General features: G+C 49.8%; 2 protein-coding genes. Both read right to left on the bottom strand.

The genetic code is table 11. The annotated features are described in order from the left end of the window. Positions 1-120: 120 nt before the first annotated feature. Positions 121-1,458, bottom strand: a complete 1,338-nt coding sequence (locus tag ACOJS8_RS16730; RefSeq protein WP_420149688.1) for an MFS transporter — start codon at positions 1,456-1,458, stop codon at positions 121-123. Between the two features lie 35 nt (positions 1,459-1,493). Continuing rightward, positions 1,494-2,000 (bottom strand): SDR family NAD(P)-dependent oxidoreductase (locus tag ACOJS8_RS16725; protein WP_420149687.1); only part of this gene is annotated, 507 nt, incomplete at its 5' end.

Raw genomic sequence — 2,000 nt, 5'->3', positions numbered from 1 at the left:
TGAGATCCCTCATTCTTCGGGATGACAAGAACACATTCATTTTTAACAGAATCACCAGCCAAAATAAAAACCTCGGGCAGCTTCTCCGCCACAACATAATTGCGCCCTGTGGTCAATGAATTATTCTTTTACAATAATCGTCTGATCGTCAATTCGTTCATTTACTACGTTGCCCCGATCAATTTTGCCGACTAGAAAAATGTAGGAGCAGGCGCCAATGAATCCTAATGCACCAATGAATACAAGTGCCGGGGCAAAATTCCCGTCTTCAGCCAGGTAACCAATCGCAATTGGCACTACAATAGATGCCAGATTTCCCATAAAATTGAAGACACCACCCGTTAATCCAATCAAGTGTTTGGGCGACAGAATCGAGACAAATACCCAGGAGATCAGCGCCATACCGGAGCCAAAAAACGCGAGTGCCAGAAAGAAAATGACGAGTGCAGTGTCGTTAGTATAGTTAGCGCCAATAATACTGACAGAGAGCAGTAATCCAATAATAATGGGCGTTTTGCGAGCCATACCGACCGATTTCCCCTGTCGAACCAATCTGTCCGACACAAAGCCCGATAGCAGTAACCCCGCGCAGGCCGCCAGAAACGGCACCGAAGCCAGATAGCCCGACTTGATGAAATCGAGCCCCCGATACTTGACCAGATACGTTGGAAACCATGTCAGAAAGAACCATAACGTAGCATTAACGGCAAACTGTCCAATATACACACCCCACAGCGTACGGCGGGAAACGACCTGTTTAAGATTTTCCCATTTCCAGATATTGACTTTGGGAGCATCCGCTTTTTTTCCACGAAACAACCCGCCCCCTTCTTCGATATAATCCAGTTCGGCCTGATTCACGCGCGGATGATCGAGTGGGTCGCGGTAGAAAAAATACCAGACAATCCCCCAGATTAGGCCTACTAATCCCGTAACGATAAACAACCCTTTCCAGCCAGCGTAGTACTGAATCGTGACCAGAACCGGCGTCAGAAAAGCAAGTCCAATAAACTGACCCGATACGTACATGGCTATTGCCGATGCACGTTCGTGATCAGGAAACCAGCTCGTTACCACCCTATTATTGATCGGATAAGACGGCGCTTCGAACGTACCAGTTGCCAGACGTAGCGAAAAAAGAGCACCAAAACCTCTGATGAACGCCTGCGCCAGCGTAGCGAGTGACCAGGTTATTAAACAGAATGCGTACAAAACCCGTGGCCCGAATCGGTCGGCAATCAGCCCGCCCGGAATCTGCAAAGCTGCATATGCCCAGCCGAACGCCGAAAAAATATACCCCAGTTCAACCGTCGATAGATTCAGGTCTTTACCCATTTCCGTAGCGGCAACAGAAATATTGGTGCGGTCCAAGTAATTGATCGCTACGTTAACAAAGACGAGGGCTAACATACTGTAACGCACTCGGGTCCGTTGGGTATTATCGCTTGACTGGTTCATAAATAAGGGGTTCGGAATTGTCAACAGGTGTATTTCTATCGTGCCGTCCAGCCACCATCAACGGTCAGCATCGACCCGACCATATAACTCCCGGCATCACTGGCCAGATAAATGGCAGCCCCCTGAATCTCACGCAGATGCCCCCAGCGACCTAAGGCCGTTGCGCCGACAACGAACTTCAAGCCTTCTTCCGTATCGGCAATCGGTATGTTCATTTCAGTCAGAAAAGGGCCGGGACAAATGGCATTGACGGTAATATTGAACGGAGCCAGCTCCAGCGCGAGCGCGCGGGTCATCTGCACAACCGCTCCTTTACTGGACGTATACGGCGTCCGATTCGCCAGACCGACCAAACCGAGCGTACTGGCCAGATTGATAATGCTGCCTCGGCCTGCCTGCTTCATGTAGGGCGTTACAGCGCGGGAGCAAAGCCACGTACCGTTTACGTTCACATCCAGCACTTTACGGAACTCGTCAAAACTCAGCTCATCAATAGCGCCCCGGATGTTGATCCCTGCGCTGTTAATAAGAATATCGATTCG

Origin of the sequence: Spirosoma sp. (genome assembly GCF_048594605.1) — a bacterium.
Lineage (GTDB): Bacteria > Bacteroidota > Bacteroidia > Cytophagales > Spirosomataceae > Spirosoma.
The sequence above is the reverse complement of the archived record's forward strand: the minus strand, read 5'-3'. Positions and strand labels throughout refer to the sequence as shown.

Bases quoted from the DNA above. Each gene is read 5' to 3' on its own strand.
- ACOJS8_RS16730 (WP_420149688.1), bottom strand. From the start codon at position 1,458: ATGAACCAGTCAAGCGATAATACCCAACGGACCCGAGTGCGTTACAGT.